Genomic DNA, 15,754 nt, shown 5'->3' with positions numbered 1-15,754 from the left:
AATTTTTTTTCTTAATATTTCCTTAAGAAATGAATATCATTAAAACAATATTTACACTCTTTGAGATGTTTGGTACTATATAGTCCAGAGTGTTCGGTGAGTGTATGTACTGGGCATAATTTTATTGATTTAATTAATTTGTACTAGGAGACTTAAATGAGCACAGATACAATGGTGCAAAGCAGCGAAGCACTTACTCATCAAGTAATTCATGCTGTTAAGGGCTATTTAACCAGTGTTAGTAATAAAGATTCTAACTTAAACTTATATCAATTAATCGTTGAAGAAGTTGAAGCGCCGTTATTTCGCACTGTAATGGAATTAACTCGTTATAACCAATCAAAAGCTGCACGTGTTCTTGGTGTAAGCCGTGGTACTTTGCGTACTAAATTAAAGCGTTATTTCGATGACGAATTTATTGGAACTCGTGACTTCTAATTGATTAAAGCAATCTATTTCCCTGTTTTTTTCATATTAAATTTAGCAATATAGTGGTCTTTGACTAGGCACTCTGCTACTATTGGTAACAGAGTTGGTCAGACAATCGCTCTTTGTTTTACAAAGGGAGGAAAGTCCGGGCTCCAAAGGGTAGAGTGCCAGGTAACGCCTGGGAGGTGTGAACCTACGGAAAGTGCCACAGAAAATATACCGCCTCTTTGAGGTAAGGGTGAAATGGTGCGGTAAGAGCGCACCGCGCGTTTGGCAACAGACGTGGCAGGGAAAACCCCACTCGGAGCAAGACCAAATAGGAGTCCATTTGGCTGAAAAGTCATTACGTGTGACCCGCACGGGACTCGGGTAGGTCGCTTGAGGTATGCGGTGACGCATGTCCCAGATGAATGATTGTCCATGACAGAACCCGGCTTATCGACTGACTCTTTTACTTCATTGCCCAACCATCTTTCCGCTGTTTTAATTTATTTCTTTAAATTTCAAAATCTTCAAACTGTTAGGTATTTTTTATTATCCTCAAAGGCAAGACCTTGCTCTTTTTTATAAGCTTGGAGCTTCCCCAGTTCAGGCAGCCCCTATTTTTAAGTAAAATATTGATCCCTCCCTTTAATTATTATCCATAATGATTGAAATATGTTCAGTCAATTATACAAATAGTGTATAATATGATCACCATGTTTTTTATACGTCAAACTTAAAATGAAAAATCAGCAGCTACAAATGCAAAATCAGCAGCTACGAGCCATTTATATTAACCCAAGTGAAATCTTATCTGAGCCGACGCTCCTTGAGCAAATTCAGGAGCTTGCCGAAATAGGGTTTAATAAAGAATTCGAAGAAGACATCAAGTCAAAAGCAGATAAAATTGAGTTATATATGTCCCCCACAGAATACACTGAGGGCTATTTGGATTTCCTAAATTCCATGCTTTCAGCTTTGTCTTTAGCAAAAGAGGATATCAATACAGATATTATTCGTCAGGTTCGTGCTAAAAATGAACATTCTGCAAGGACAAATCCTCTATATAAAAGTATTAAAAGTGTTGAAAAAAATGAGACTCTCAAAAGCAATGTTAGCGAACGACTTGATGCATTTATTAAAAAGTTAGGGGTAATTCGAAATCAACAACTAATCCTCCAAGCTAAGTCTTTAGTAAAATCAGCAAACGATGATTTCGTTGACAGCCAGGCTAGCTTGATATCAAAGCAAAAGAGTTACGTTCAGTTGATTGCAAATTCAAAATATTCGCTTGAATCACTTACTAAGTTTGATCAGGAGCTTCAGCTTTGGTTTGTTGAGAAATTTTCTTCCATAGCAGAAAAACTTGATGAAAAAAAACGCATTATAGATAAAGCTCTTAAGGTATGTGAAGCAAACCCTGTTGATGCAGAAGCGATTAAGAAAGAGCAAACTGAGCTAGCTAAACAAAGAGAAAGCTTTGAAGCGAGTAAGAAACAAGCCGAAGATTTAATGAGTTTAATGGCCCAGCTTAAACAAATAAAAAATATTGAATCCCAGGTTGCAAAAAGTGCTGAGGAGTTATTAATACCTTCAGATGCCATCAAACTTCAGGAATTTCTCAAATTCATTACAGCTCAAGAAGAAGAAATAAAGCGTGTAAAACAAAAAATTAATGGTACCTCAGAAATACATACAAAAACTCTTCAAGCTATTGGAGTAATTGAACAATCCATTCAGGAAAGAAAGAAGCAGGCCGAAAATGAGTTAGAGGCTATTCGAAATCAAAAATTGCTCCTCCAAGCTAAGTCTTTAGTAATATTAGCAACCGAAGATTTGGCTAAAAATAATGGAAATCTAGAGTCAATTCAAAAACGCTATTTTGAATTACTTATAAAAGCAGACTATTCACCAGAGGCATTTGAAGAGTTCGAGCAGAACTTTGAAATTTATTTTGGTGCTCAATCTATTTTAACATGGAAACAGAGTTTTGATAAAAAAAAACGCAGCATGGATGAGATCTTAAAGGAATGTGAAGCAAGCCCTGAGGAGATTAGGAAGGAACAAAACGAACTCAATGGTCTTATAAGCAAATTTGAATCCATCCTAAAGGAAGCAGAACAGTTAAAAAACTTAAAAGCTCTGTTTGAACAAATCAAGTCGATTGAAGCTGCTGTAAAAAAACAAGAGGACCAGTTAAAACCAGAAGATGTTGATAGTCTTCAAGCCTTTATCCAATTTACCAGCGCTAAATTGGAAGAAATAAAGGAGCACAAACAAGGGTTTAAAGGGGAAATTCCTCTTCAGACTGCCAAGACTATTCAGGAAATTGAAAAATCCATTCAGAAAAAGAAGGAAAATGCTGAGTCTGATTTGCAGAAAATTAAGCATGCACGAATTGAAGTGCAACAAGAAGTTAGAGAAGAAGTAAGTAAAGTACCCGAGAATGGTTCCAGTGTCGAAGAGAGAGAAAAAAAGGACCCAGGTTCCAATGGGGAAGGTGAGAAAGTAAATAATGAAGTAGCACTCGCAGAAGAAAAGAAAGAGAGACTGAAAAATAGACTGAGAGAAGCGATTTCATTGATCACAAAATATAAAGAGATTCTAGACGGCGAACAAAAAAAATGCTCCATAACACTTTTCCATCAATCACGAAATCAAGCGAAACTTGAATACTGCAAGTTATTAGAAATAAAACTTGGATCGAAAGTTGATACTATAACTTCTGAGAGCAACATATCTCAAATTATTAATGAGGTTCATGATAGCATAATCAAAGACTCCAAGAACAAGATTGCTAAAAAGGAGATCACCAAAGGGGGCAGTTACTTTGGTACTAGTCGCATGCTTAGTTTACAAAGGCTTTTGGATATTAATGACGCTTGGGGAAAAGGACACTCCAAACTCTTTGGAATTTCAATTCGTGATGATTTTCATGGGCTTAAGTCCTCTGGTGTCGTTGAGAAAGAACGAGCGACTGTGAAACAGTTTTATCTTGGCGGAATTGGAAGTGATGAGAAATTCCATGAACTAAGAGATAAAGCCTTCCCACCTGAGGCCTCTAACAAGAAACAATCTTATACTTAACCTCAATTATTTTGAACTCAGGGATGAGCGCATTTTTACTGTCTTAAGTTTTATCTTTATATAATGGACTATGCCATAAAGATCTCGAAAGTACTCACCCAGATTGACTCCAGAAATTATTTTACAAGGCGCGTTAACGAGCTGAAGTAAACGTCAATTTCAGAATATTGCCTTAAAAAGCGGGGACCACTCATTTTTTGTCAGGGTAGCTGGATGTAGCGAAGCGAAACCCTGGTTTTGCTGACAAAGAGTTCCTGACGCTTTTACACTTGCTGAAAAACTAGTCCATTTCTATTTCGACGTCCCGCGGCTTGTCCGCGGGATCCAGATATTCTAAAACTTTGGCCCCACAAACAAGTCGTGTAGGGTAGGCAAAGGTTTAATCAGAGAGAATAAAGAGTCCTCGAGCTAATTTCTTTTCTTGTTCGAGTATTATCCATCACCAGCTAAATGTTTTTTTAGAAGGACATTGATTTGCTCGGGATTCGCTTTTCCTTTGGTTTGCTTCATGATTTGGCCTACAAAGAATGCGAGTAGTTTCTCTTTTCCTGCTCTATAATCTGCTGTCTGCTCAGGATATTGTTGAATTAATTTAATAATCATTTCTTCCCAAGCCGCAGTATCATCTACTTGTTGATATCCTTCACGTTCAATAATGGCTTCAATATCCTGTTCACCTGCCCAAAGTAAAGCGAAAATAGCGCGTGCATTGTTTAGAGAAATAGTTGCGTCATGTAATTTATTTAAAAGATGCGCCATGAGTTCCGCGGATATACGTGGGGTATTAAACGTTAAGCTCTCTTCATTTAGAGCGGCAGCATATTGTCCTTTCAACCAGTTAATAATCACTTTCTCAGAAGCACGACAGTGTGCTTTAATCGATTTGAAGAACTGATAAGCTGCTGGGGATGACAGAATAAAATTAATGTCTTCTTCATTTAGAGACGGTATATTTTTTAATTCAGCATGAATTTTATCAGGTAAATCCGGTAAATTATTTTTTACTTCCGCAATGAGAAATCGGGTGATTTGAATTGGTAATAAATCAGGATCTGGAAAATATCGGTAATCGTTTTCGTTTTCTTTACTACGCATCGGATGTGTCGTATGCGTGTCAGGATTATAAAGACGCGTTTCTTGGATTATTTTCTGACCACTTTCAAGGACATCCTGATGTCGTGCTTGTTCATAAGCGATGGCTTTCTCGATAAAACGAAATGAATTCAAATTCTTCAATTCAGTTCGTGTTCCTAATACAGAAGAGTTTTTAGGTTTTAAGGATAGATTAACGTCACAACGGAAACTTCCTTCTTGCATATTTCCATCACAAATCCCTAGAAATTGCACTAATTGATGTAGTTTTTTAAGGTAGCTTACGGCTTCATGGCTTGAAAACAAACAAGGAGCAGTGACTATTTCCAATAGGGGGGTGCCGGCACGATTAAGATCAATACCACTATAGCCCGAATGCACTCCATGCAATGATTTACCTGCATCTTCCTCCAAATGGGCGCGTACAATCAAAATATCTTTTTTGCTGCCGTCACTTAAAGTAATTGCTAATTTACCATTACTCACTATAGGTTTTTGAAATTGACTGATTTGATATCCTTTGGGCAAATCAGGATAAAAATAATTTTTGCGCTCAAAAACAGATTGATCATTAATGTCTGCTTGGATAGCTAAACCAAACTGAATTGCCATAATTACTGCTTCCTGATTCAACACCGGCAAAACCCCAGGAAATCCTGCATCGATAAAGCAGGTTTGAGAGTTAGGAGCAGAACCGAATGCAGTAGATGCGCCAGAAAAGAGCTTTGATTTTGTTTTTAGCTGAGCATGGACTTCAAGGCCAATGACTGTATCCCATTCCATAATTCACCTTTATTGCTTTGGACTGGCCAAATGCCAGTTGGTCTGTTGTTGATAATGATGGGCAATCTGGAGCAAACGACTTTCACCAAAATGTTTGCCCATGAGTTGCATTCCTATAGGTAACCCTTTAGCAAAGCCTGCGGGTATGGAAATCGCGGGAAGTCCAGCAAGATTAGCAGCGACAGTAAAAACGTCAGCCAAGTAATTTTGAATTGGATCAGCAACTTTTCCACCCAGTTTAAACGCACATGTTGGGGTTGTAGGGCCCAGGATAACATCAACAGATTTAAGTGTAGTAACAAATTCGTCCTGGATAAGACGACGAATTTTTTGTGCTTGTAAATAGTATGCATCATAATAACCCGATGAAAGTACGTGGGTACCCGTCAGAATTCGACGCTTCACTTCAATCCCAAAGCCTTCACTTCGTGTATTTCGAATCAGCTCTGTTAGTGTAGATGCATTGTCACTGCTATAGCCAAAGCGTAAGCCATCATAACGTGATAAGTTGGAGGAAGCTTCAGCACACGCAACTACATAGTAACAAGGTACCCATAAAGGTTGAAGCTCCAAATTCAAATGAATAATTTCAGCTCCCATCTGTTCAAAAACCTTAACTGCTTCGCGAATCGCTTGCTGTACTTCTTGTTCTACCTGCGGTTGAAAAAAACACGAAGGCAAACCAATTTTTAGTTTAGCAAGGGGGTTATTGAGTTCCGTATAATAATCGGGAATTGTGATCTCAACAGAAGTAGAGTCATGGGGATCAAAACCTGCCATAGCTTGCAGTACCAATGCAAGATCCTCAGCACTTCGAGCCAATGGACCTGCTTGATCCAGGCTGGATGCATAAGCAATCATGCCATAGCGGGAAATGAGTCCATAAGTGGGTTTAATACCACTAATTCCACATAAGGCAGCAGGTTGTCGTATTGAACCACCAGTGTCAGAACCTATAGCGAAAGGAACTAAGCCAGCCGCTACAGCAGCGGCTGAGCCTCCAGACGATCCACCTGGAACACGTTCTCTATCCCATGGATTTTTTACAGCACCAAAGTAACTGTTTTCATTGGAAGATCCCATGGCAAACTCATCCATATTGGTTTTACCAATCAGAATGGAACCTTGTTCGCGTAATTTACTGGATAAGGTTGCTTCATACGGGGATTGGAAATGCTCCAGCATTTTGGAAGCACAGGTGGTCGGCATCCGCTTGGTGCAAAATAAATCTTTCAACGCCATGGGGATACCCGTAAATGTTTTCCTATGGCCTTTTTTTAATTCGTGATCCGCTTTTTTTGCTTCAAGAAGCGCATGTTCTTCATCTATACTGATAAATGCATTTAAGTCTTTATGCTTTTGGATTTGCGTTAAATAATGTTGGGTTAATTCAACACTAGAAAGTTTGCCCTGATGTAAAGCCTGCGATAATTGTTTTAAGGATAAATTTTCCATGATTATTTACTCTGATCTATAACTTGAGGTACTAAATAAAGATCTTGCTCAAATTTGGGGGCGAGTGATTCTAATTCATTCAGGCAATTTTCTTCAGTAACCACATCAGTTCTTAAGCGTTGATTTAAAGCAAGAGGGTGAAAAAGTGGTTCTACTTCTTGGGTATTAACAGAACGTAGTTGGTCGACAAAATTCATTATTGCATTAATGTCTTCAATGAGTTTTGGTGAGTGTTCTAAATCTGTATCCAGATAGGCTAGGTGAGAAATCTTCTCTAAATCTTTTGCCGAGATGGTCATAAAAAAATACCTTAAAGAGTTAACATCTCATTATACCGATGATGTTATAACTAAAAAATATAATTATAGCCTGAAGTGCAAATATAAGTATTCTATTGCAACAATAGCTTTTCATGTCGTAATGCTTATTTATAGGGAAAAAATATTTTTCGTTTCATCATGTACTTGCTTTGTATGATTGGTTTTGCTTTTAAAAAAATCACTCACCAAAGCTTTGACACCTGGAGTAGGAGAGGCTGGTGGTTTGACAAGAAATTGATATCCCTGGATAGGAAGAAGTCCATTTTCAACCGTTCTTAACTCGCGCCCGTTGATGGTCATCGCCCCAAAATGAAACAATTCATTTTTGTTATCGACATAAACAGTATGATGATCTGTCGCATCGAAACACCTTACATCAGAAGCGATGCAAGTGAACCCTTTATGGTTTTGACTGGGCCCCAATTGTCCTTTTGTATTCAACCCACTGGCAATTAATGACTTATCATGAGTCATTATCAAACAACCTAAAGCAGTGGCCTTAATTTGTTCTGCTCTAATATCTGGTAATTTAGTCCAAGTATCAATAAACAAATTTTCTGGGTTTAATCCCAATAATCCGGATTCATTATTTCCGCATACATAGACTTCTCCTATTGTAGTTAAAAGAAGAGCATGATTATCAGACACTGAAATATTTGCAACGTCTAAGTTAGTCGGAGGTATGGGGGTCCATTCGGGTAAAAAGAGTGTAATGCGTCCAAATTGATAACTATTTAATTTATTACCCATTAACTCAAAAGGTTTACCGGATGAGTCGGTATAAAATAATGCGCTTGTATGATTTACAGTAAAAATAGTTTTTACCGATGGTACTTCTATAAGAGTGGGTACGTAATAGCTTGAGGTATTAGACTCTGGTTTTATTTGCTGTTCGTCATTTCTACCCATAGCAAAGACTTTACCAGACATACTTAATAGCATGGAGTGTGAAAATCCGCTTGAAATATGATTAATACGCTCTGGAAGAGGAGTTTCGGTTAATACACTAACTTGTTTGATATCTAAACCGAGTCCAAGTTGTCCTCGTGAATTACTTCCTATAGCTAAAACACGTCCTCGACTTAGAAGAATCAGAGTGAAGTCTTGCCCACAACTTATTTCTTTTATTTTTAACTCATCGTTTAAATAATTAGATGCTAAAGTATTAAATGCTTTGGACACATTTTTCAGTTTTTGTATTTCAATTAATGAGAGTTGATCAAGAATTTGAAATAAAACTTCTTGTGGAAGTTTCATCATATCCATGTGTTGCAATAGCTTTAGATTTAAACTAGGTATACCCATAAAATGTACTCCAAGTATCTTGTTACAGGTATGCCATAGTTCAAACTAAACTTTATAAGTTTTTTGGCTTTCTGCAGAAAATGAATGTTCCTCATTTTCGTTTAAAAAATCAACAATTTTTTTCAAAACATCCAGGTTTGTTGGATTGATGGTCTCATTAGACTGAATTAAATCATGTTTTTTGAGATATGAGAGCCAAAACCCCTTTGATTTATCAAATGCAGGTAATAAAGAGGATAAGGATTCTTCATTTTTATTAAATGAAACACCTTTCCATATGAAGTTGTTCGAATTTCTCTCAATACACCGTGCAAATACTGATTGAGTCGCTATTTTTATTGCTGTTTCAGGGGTAAGCTCGTTATTTCTTACTTGAGTACTTAATAGGTTAAGTAAATCGAGTTTTACACAGTTCTTCGATGTATTTTGTATAAATTCTTTTGAACAATCTAAAAATGTGATGGCAACTTGTTGTTTTCTATCCAGCTTTTCAGGCTGATTTGTTTTAGAAGTGCAAAAGAAGTTTCCTCTTGTAGAAGATGCTTTTGTTAGCTGTTGGATAAAAGACATACTTGAAACAGCGGTATCTTCTGCTTTGCTGTGCTTAACTTCCTGTGAGTCATAGCAACAAACCAAATTGCTTGTCATATCGGGATATGGGTAGTTACTCATCAAAAAGGCGCCATAACCTAGTTTGGTAAAGCCCATAACTACAGCCCATGGATCTACGATGGTGCATTGAGATAAATCTGTTAAGTTATCTGAATTATGATCGAGAAGAAGATATGTATGAGAGCCTAAGTCGTTTTGATGACTTACCATCTTGATATGTATAGGAGGTAATAGCCCTTTTTCTATTGCAACTAATAAATGATCGGCTGCTAACTGAGCAAATGTATGACATGCACCCATCCCCATACTTCGTACTGTGTTCGCTGTTTTGGCAATCGAGCTTCGATCATAGCTTACAAGAGCCCCTCCTAATCCAATAACAGGTGGACCTTTAATATTTTGTTTTGATTTTGCCAAAACAGTTTCTCTTGCAGATGGTTCAATGCATTGATCAAATCTGGCCGCATCCAGGGAGCCATATTGACCGAGATTTAAATGCCATAATTGAGTAGTTACTGGCGAGGCAATAAAAATGCTTGGATTGTGTTGACGGTTGATTGAGGGCAATTGACTAAACAACGGATCATTTATCACTAACTCAAGGACTTGTAATTCAAAAGAAGATAATTTTTTGATGTTATCGTTAATGTATTTTTGCGGATTATTTAAAAATAATTGCAATTTTTCGTCAGTGTCAATTATTTTAAAAAAGTGAGGCATAGTTAATGAGAACGCAGAGTATTCAAACATTTCGCTGGAAATAATTTTTATTAATTCCATTATCAAACTTTCAAGGGTTCTATCCTTGTTTTTTAAGAGCTTTAACAACTCTTCTCGAGACTCTTCGTATTCAAGACCTTCATAAACCTCTAGAACCAATTGTTTTACTTTTTCTGCCTCATAATCGCCATCAGCGTAGCACCGTTTTTTTATACGTTGAAGAAGCGATTCATTAAAATCGCTCAACTCTTTAATTTTTAATGTATTAAATTCGCTTTTTAATTTTAAAATTTTCGAATTGGGACTTTGTGTCGTAGTGACAGATTCATATTTGGTTTTCATGCTAAACAATTCAAAATAATAAGGCTCAAAGCCAACTATAAAGTGTATTTATTAAGGAAAAATTACTGATTTATTAAGGATTTATTAACTAAAATGGAAATTTCAATAGTTACAACGACTTGCGATAAAATATACAAAGTGAAAAAAATACAATCAATTGTGTTCTATGTTGTTTTCAAGGCGTTGGCCCAGTTTTAAAGATAAAATTAAAAGAATATGTAATCCATTTTTATTGATAAAATTTATGGTTTTAAAGGTATAAAAATGAGTCGTTAATTTATAGGGACCTAATTTTAGTAGGAACGCTATTAATAGCTTGGATGAACTGAGAAAAATCCGGGAAGCAAGGTTTCTGCTTGCCCAGATTAATAAAAACGATGCATTACTTTTTCAGGTAAGGGAACTCATCATTCAATAGTTGAATTACATTGTCTAATTGGTCCTTACTTTTTACGATAAGAAGTACGGTATCATCGCCAGCAATTGTGCCTAATATACCTGTGTTTTGGGTACTCTGAAGAGAATACGAAACAAATTTTCGGTCAATAAAAAACGCTAAGCTATTCGCATTCCCGGGATGTGTATGAAGTACAATAAGTCCATAATCTGATATTTGCATGTTCAATACCAAAGGCAGGTTGGGCATACTGAAATCCACTACTTGGTAAGTACCGCCTATTTTGGCAATTTTTAATTTTTTCAATCTTCGCGATAGAGTTGCCTGGGGGATAGTGAAACCTCGTTCCTTTAAGCTATTTTGTAAATCAATTTGTTCTGCAATTTTCTCTGTTTGCACAATATTTAATATATGCCCATCTAGAGCAGCATCTTGACTCATTCATATCTCCGCTTATTTATGATTAAGTGAATACAAAACCATTTTAAATGAAATTATATTCAAAATCTCTTGACAGAGCAAGTTGAGGTTGATAAATTTGAAAAACGCATAAAAACTGGATTTATATTCAATGAAACATATATTTTTTATTTTTTTAGCCGGTCTTGCCCTGTTGGTTTCTCTTTGTTATGCCAAGGTGTCTGAGGATAATATTCAGTATATTCATTTTGCTGTGGCGGCAGAATATCCACCTTTTGAATATAATGATCATGGTAAAATCAAAGGATTTGATGTAGATCTCGCGCGTTTGATTGCAAAAAAACTTGGAAAGGATGCATTTTTTGACACCATGCAATTCAGCAGTATTTTACCTGCCTTAAGCTCGGGACAGGTTGATGCAGCAATTTCTACGATTACCATTACCGAACAGAGAAAAAAGAATTTTGATTTTACCGAACCTTATTATTTCGAAAGTATGGCGGCTGTTTTTCCTGAAGAAAAGCCGATTAACGATGTGTCACAATTAGCGGATAAGAAAATAGCGGTGCAACTAGGTAGTACGATGGAAATTTGGTTAAAAAAGAATATGCCAAATGTCAAACTTCTAGTAATGGATAATAATAATCAAACTATCGCTGCTCTAAAAGCTGGTCATGTAGATTTGGTCCTGGTTGATGGAGTTCAAGGTGCAGTATTTAGTAAAAAAAATCCTGGATTAGCCTTTGCTGTTATAGCTAAATCAGCCGATGGTTATGGTCTAGCACTAAAAAAGAATTCTAAATTAACTCAAAAAATAAATCATGTTTTGCACGAACTGGAACAAAGTGGTGAGTTGGCTGCACTCAAGAAGAAATGGCTGGAGGACACAAAATGGAAGAGTTAAAACAAAATGTTCTTTATATTGGTGAGGGAACTTTAGTTACTTTGGTACTGTTAGCTGGTGGTTTATTGATAGGGACTTTACTGGGAACTTTAATGGCGTTACTACGATATCAAGGGATTATGAAGCCTATAATAAATGGATTTATTTCGGTAATGAGAGGAACTCCAGTAATTCTGCAACTTAGTTTTATTTATTTTGCTGTACCTGCATTAATCGGTGTCAAAGCCAATATTTTAGTGGCAGGACTTTTAACTTTCGGCTTGAACAGTTCAGCATATATTGCAGAAATACTGAGATCAGGAATAGAGCATTTGCCTAAAGGCCAGTTTGAAGCAGCAAAAACGTTACAAATCCCTAGCTTTTATTTGTGGAAAGATATTGTTTTACCTCAAGTGGTTAAAAATATTTTTCCTGCATTCATTAATGAAATGATTGCTTTGCTGAAAGAAACTGCATTGATCGCGACTATAGGGGGAATGGATTTGATGCGTAGGGCGCAATCAGTTGCCGCAGAGCAGTTTACCTATTTTGTCCCTTTGTGCATTGCAGGTTGTTTTTACTACGGTATGGTTCTCTTGATTGAGTTCCTAGGAAAAAAATTGGAACAAAGGAGGCTGTATGTTAGCCATTAACCAAGCGAGTAAATATTTTGGTGCTCTACCTGTATTAAATAATGTCAGCATAAAAGTACAAGCTCATACGGTACTGGGTTTAGCAGGACCTTCGGGAGGCGGAAAATCCACGTTGCTGCGTTGTATACAGCAACTAGAAACTTTGGATTCAGGCACAATTGAGGTAGCCGGTCATAGTGGTTTTATGTTTCAGGATTTTCAGCTTTTTCCACACATGACAGTGATGCAAAATTTGGTGTATGCACCTCGTTTACAAAACAAAACAATAAATCATGAAGAACAAGCACAGGCTTTACTTCTGAGTTTAGGCATTAGTGATAAAGCCTCTGCTTATCCTCATCAGTTATCTGGAGGACAAAAACAACGCGTTGCTTTAGCACGAAGTTTAATGATGAAACCTAATTTATTACTTTGTGATGAGCCTACATCTGGCCTGGATCTGGCAACAATTGATGAAGTGATTATCTTATTAAATTCAGTGAAGTCTTTAGGAGTTACAATGGTTATTGCGTCCCATGATCTCGATTTTCTCAGTAAAATATCAGATCGCTTGGTTGTTCTAAAAGGGGGGCAGTTAGTTGCAGATGTAATACCTAAGGAATTGGCTGAACCTATTTTACATTTAAAACAATACTATCAGGAGTAAACCATGACTGAATCGATTAAAAAAATTGTCCTTGCCTATTCAGGAGGCCTGGATACTTCAGTAATGATTCCATGGCTTAAAGAGCATTACCAGCAAGCAGAAATCATCGCCATGGTTTGTGATTTAGGACAAAGTGAAGATTTGGAGGCCATTAAAGAAAAGGCTTTAAAAAGTGGGGCTTCAAAAGCCTATGTGATGAATGTACAAGATGAATTTGTGAGTGAGTATTTATGGCGCTTAGTCAAAGCGGGAGCGCTTTATGAAAATCAATATGTTTTAGGTACGATTTCACGACCTTTAATCGCCCAAAAATTAGTTGAAATTGCAATGCTGGAAAAGGCAGATGCTATTGCCCATGGGGCTACTGGAAAAGGTAATGATCAGGTTCGCTTTGAATACACGGTAAAAGCTTTAGCTCCTGAGCTCAAAATTATCGCACCATGGAGATCTTGGAAGATTAAGTCAAGGCAAGAGGCGATTGAATATGCGAAAGCGCATGGAATTGAGGTACCAGTAACGCCTAAATCTCCTTATTCTCGTGATCATAATCTTTGGTACATTTCACATGAAGGGGGCGTTCTAGAAGATCCAACACAACCTCAACCTGACGATTTATTGCTGATGACTACATCTTTGAAGCAATCACCAAATCATTCAGAGTTAGTGAGCATTGAGTTTAAGCAGGGTGTGCCTGTCGCTCTGAACGCAAAAAAAATGAGTTCGGTGGAGCTACTTAAAGAACTCAATAAAATTGCTGGCTCTCATGGAATTGGAGTGGCGGATATTGTTGAAAACCGATTAGTGGGAATGAAAATCAGAGGCATCTATGAAGCACCTGCAGCGGCAGTTCTTTATAAAGCACATCAGATGCTCGAAAGTTTATGCCTTGATCGTGCAACGTTACATTTAAAACAATCTTTACAACAAACTTATGCCAATATTGTTTATGAGGGACGATGGTTTTCTCAAGCCAAAAATGCATTGGATGCGTTGATTGATGTGACCCAAGAGCATATGACTGGAACCGTCAGTGTGCAGTTATATAAAGGGAACATAATACCTCATGGAATGCATTCGCCATTTAGTTTGCATGATCCTGCTTTGGCGACCTTTGAAGAGGATGAAGTTTATAATCAACAGGATGCTGAGGGATTCATCAATTTATTCTCTTTATCAGCGCAAGTGTATGGCAAGGTACATAAAGGAGAGAAATAATGACGCATAAAACATGGGGAGGGCGGTTTAAGAAGGAACTCGATCCTAGAGTCATGCATTTTAATGCTTCTCTGTCTTTTGATAAGGTGCTCTATGCCCATGATATAGTGGGCAGTCAAGCGCATGCTAAAATGCTTGCACGACAAGGGATTATTTCTGACAGTGATGCCGATTTGATTTGTAATGGATTGAACGAAATAAGTCATGAAATCGAACGGGGTGTCCATGAATTTGATGCATCTAGTGAAGATATTCATATGTTTGTAGAACAATTGTTAATTACTAAAATTGGTGAAGTTGGAAAAAAGCTGCATACAGGCCGCAGCCGTAATGATCAAGTTGCTCTGGACTTAAGATTGTACTCCCGTGATGCTGGGTTACATATTAATACGCTTCTCCAAAATTTAAACCAGATTCTGGAAGAGCTATCTAGACTCCATGCTGATGATAAAATCCCAGGGTATACGCATTTACAACAAGCTCAACCCATTTATTTAGGACATTTTTTTGGTGCCTATTTAGCAATGTTTCAACGTGATTTAGAGCGCTTGCAGGAATGGCAGGCGCGAATGAATCGTTCTCCTTTAGGTGCTGGGGCTTTAGCAGGAAGCACTTTACCTTTGGATCGTAAGTGGGTGGCAGAAACTCTGGGTTTTGATGGGGTGATTGAGAATACTCTGGACGCAGTAAGCGATCGAGATTTTATCATTGAATTTTGTGCTACTGCTTCAATCATTATGATGCATTTGTCACGTTTGGCTGAGGATTTAATTCTTTGGGCAACACAAGAGTTTGGTTTCATTACTCTTGATGACTCTTTTGCAACGGGTTCATCCTTGATGCCTAATAAGAAAAATCCCGATGTCTTGGAGTTAATTAGAGGTAAAAGTGGTAGAGTTTTTGGGCATTTAATGGGTATTTTAACTGTAATGAAAGGGTTACCCCTTGCGTATAACAAAGACATGCAAGAAGACAAAGAATGTTTGTTTGATACAGTAAATACGTTGGCTGTTTGTTTGGATATCATCACTCCTTTTCTGGGGAGCGTGCAATTCAATACCAAGTTAATGGAACAAAAAGCCAACGGTGGCTATTTGAATGCCACTGCGATATTAGAGTCTTTGGTATTACAAGGAGTGCCTTTTAGGGATGCACATCATCAGGTAGGTTTGTGGGTTCAGGCCGCAATTGATAAAAATTGCTCTCTTGATGAGATTATTAAAAACAACAGTTTGTAGTGTTTAACACGGGTGTTGTATCGTTCTGAATATAGCGCAACCATTATGTTTTTTCCCTTCCCCCTTGGGGAGAATGTGCCCTTCAGTTGGATGAGGGGCGATGATGGATGAATAATTGCCCTCACCCTAGCCCTCTCCCATTATTGGGAGAGGGTATTTCATAATAACTAAGCTT

Annotated in this window: 13 protein-coding genes and 1 other RNA gene; 8 read left to right on the top strand and 6 right to left on the bottom strand. The window is 37.4% G+C overall.

What is annotated here, in order from left to right:
• Window positions 1–156: 156 nt before the first annotated feature.
• The 3 genes from ACWTEW_RS34580 to ACWTEW_RS34570 all read left to right on the top strand — a co-directional run bounded on the left by ACWTEW_RS34580 (window position 157) and on the right by ACWTEW_RS34570 (window position 3,498).
• The gene (locus ACWTEW_RS34580; protein WP_454782513.1) at window positions 157–438 is read left to right on the top strand and encodes a helix-turn-helix domain-containing protein; all 282 of its coding nucleotides are present in this window, start codon (window positions 157–159) and stop codon (window positions 436–438) included.
• A gap of 90 nt (window positions 439–528) precedes the next feature.
• Window positions 529–883, top strand: an RNA gene (rnpB, locus tag ACWTEW_RS34575) — RNase P RNA component class A.
• 290 nt (window positions 884–1,173) lie between these two features.
• On the top strand, window positions 1,174–3,498 hold the full coding sequence (locus ACWTEW_RS34570; RefSeq protein ID WP_454782512.1) for a hypothetical protein: 2,325 nt from the start codon (window positions 1,174–1,176) through the stop codon (window positions 3,496–3,498).
• A 432-nt stretch (window positions 3,499–3,930) separates the two neighbouring features.
• On the opposite strand, the gene gatB is transcribed toward ACWTEW_RS34570, so the two are convergent.
• The 6 genes from gatB to ACWTEW_RS34540 form a co-directional block, all read right to left on the bottom strand.
• Entirely contained in the window at window positions 3,931–5,373 is a 1,443-nt protein-coding gene (gene gatB, locus ACWTEW_RS34565) for an Asp-tRNA(Asn)/Glu-tRNA(Gln) amidotransferase subunit GatB (protein WP_454782511.1), read from the bottom strand.
• Window positions 5,374–5,382: 9 nt separating this feature from the next.
• A complete protein-coding gene (gatA, locus tag ACWTEW_RS34560) occupies window positions 5,383–6,828 on the bottom strand; it encodes an Asp-tRNA(Asn)/Glu-tRNA(Gln) amidotransferase subunit GatA (RefSeq protein WP_454782510.1) in 1,446 nt (481 codons plus the stop codon).
• Between the two features lie 2 nt (window positions 6,829–6,830).
• On the bottom strand, window positions 6,831–7,127 hold the full coding sequence (gene gatC / locus ACWTEW_RS34555; RefSeq protein ID WP_454782509.1) for an Asp-tRNA(Asn)/Glu-tRNA(Gln) amidotransferase subunit GatC: 297 nt from the start codon (window positions 7,125–7,127) through the stop codon (window positions 6,831–6,833).
• Between the two features lie 129 nt (window positions 7,128–7,256).
• Window positions 7,257–8,453: an F-box protein gene (locus ACWTEW_RS34550; RefSeq protein ID WP_454782508.1), complete on the bottom strand. Its 1,197-nt coding sequence runs from the start codon at window positions 8,451–8,453 to the stop codon at window positions 7,257–7,259.
• Between the two features lie 45 nt (window positions 8,454–8,498).
• The gene (locus tag ACWTEW_RS34545; RefSeq protein ID WP_454782507.1) at window positions 8,499–10,127 is read right to left on the bottom strand and encodes a hypothetical protein; all 1,629 of its coding nucleotides are present in this window, start codon (window positions 10,125–10,127) and stop codon (window positions 8,499–8,501) included.
• Window positions 10,128–10,509: 382 nt separating this feature from the next.
• On the bottom strand, window positions 10,510–10,965 hold the full coding sequence (locus ACWTEW_RS34540; RefSeq protein ID WP_454782506.1) for an arginine repressor: 456 nt from the start codon (window positions 10,963–10,965) through the stop codon (window positions 10,510–10,512).
• Window positions 10,966–11,095: 130 nt separating this feature from the next.
• Between ACWTEW_RS34540 and ACWTEW_RS34535 the strand changes: the two genes are divergently transcribed.
• From ACWTEW_RS34535 to argH, 5 genes are read left to right on the top strand one after another with little or no spacing between them, the layout of a single operon-like run.
• Window positions 11,096–11,848, top strand: coding sequence for a substrate-binding periplasmic protein (locus ACWTEW_RS34535; RefSeq protein WP_454782505.1), 753 nt, complete (start codon window positions 11,096–11,098; stop codon window positions 11,846–11,848).
• Window positions 11,836–12,480: an amino acid ABC transporter permease gene (locus ACWTEW_RS34530; RefSeq protein ID WP_454782504.1), complete on the top strand. Its 645-nt coding sequence runs from the start codon at window positions 11,836–11,838 to the stop codon at window positions 12,478–12,480. Before ACWTEW_RS34535 ends, ACWTEW_RS34530 begins: the two co-directional genes overlap by 13 nt.
• Window positions 12,467–13,126 carry an amino acid ABC transporter ATP-binding protein gene (locus ACWTEW_RS34525; RefSeq protein ID WP_454782503.1) on the top strand — a complete coding sequence of 220 codons (660 nt, stop codon included), beginning with the start codon at window positions 12,467–12,469 and terminating at the stop codon, window positions 13,124–13,126. The genes ACWTEW_RS34530 and ACWTEW_RS34525 overlap by 14 nt, the downstream gene beginning before the upstream one ends.
• A gap of 3 nt (window positions 13,127–13,129) precedes the next feature.
• Entirely contained in the window at window positions 13,130–14,341 is a 1,212-nt protein-coding gene (locus ACWTEW_RS34520; RefSeq protein ID WP_454782502.1) for an argininosuccinate synthase, read from the top strand.
• Window positions 14,341–15,579 (top strand): argininosuccinate lyase, encoded by a 1,239-nt coding sequence (gene argH, locus ACWTEW_RS34515; RefSeq protein ID WP_454782501.1) that lies wholly within the window; start codon window positions 14,341–14,343, stop codon window positions 15,577–15,579. Before ACWTEW_RS34520 ends, argH begins: the two co-directional genes overlap by 1 nt.
• Window positions 15,580–15,754: the final 175 nt, after the last annotated feature.

It is taken from the genome of Legionella stuttgartensis, assembly GCF_977063405.2.
This window is presented reverse-complemented; position numbering and strand designations above follow the sequence as displayed.